The following is a 364-nucleotide window of genomic DNA, read 5'->3' as shown; positions in this document are numbered from 1 at the left end:
TGGGTCTCGCCGTCTTCGCGCTCGGCACCAGCGAGTTCATGCTCTCCGGGCTGCTCCCGGAGATCGCCGACGACATGAACGTCTCGATCCCCAGCGCGGGGCTGCTGATATCCGCCTTCGCCATCGGCATGGTCGTGGGCGCCCCGCTGCTCGCCGCCGCCACCCTGCGGCTGCCCCGGCGCACCACCCTGATCGCGCTGATCACCGTGTTCGGCCTGGGCCAGGTCGCGGGCGCCCTCGCCCCCTCGTACGAGATCCTCTTCGCCTCCCGCGTGGTGAGCGCGCTCGCCTGCGCCGGGTTCTGGGCGGTCGGCGCGGGCGTCGCCATCGCCATGGTGGACAAGGGGGCGCGGGCCCGCGCCAT

The 364-nt window shown here is 73.4% G+C and carries 1 protein-coding gene; it reads left to right on the top strand.

What is annotated here, in order from left to right; translation table 11 throughout:
• On the top strand, positions 1–364 hold a 364-nt coding region (locus GUY60_RS38125), incomplete at both ends, for an MFS transporter (RefSeq protein ID WP_161706063.1).

Origin of the sequence: Streptomyces boluensis (assembly GCF_009908195.1) — a bacterium.
GTDB lineage: Bacteria > Actinomycetota > Actinomycetes > Streptomycetales > Streptomycetaceae > Streptomyces > Streptomyces boluensis.
Note: the sequence above shows the minus strand (reverse complement) of the source record. Positions and strands in the feature narration are given on the sequence as shown.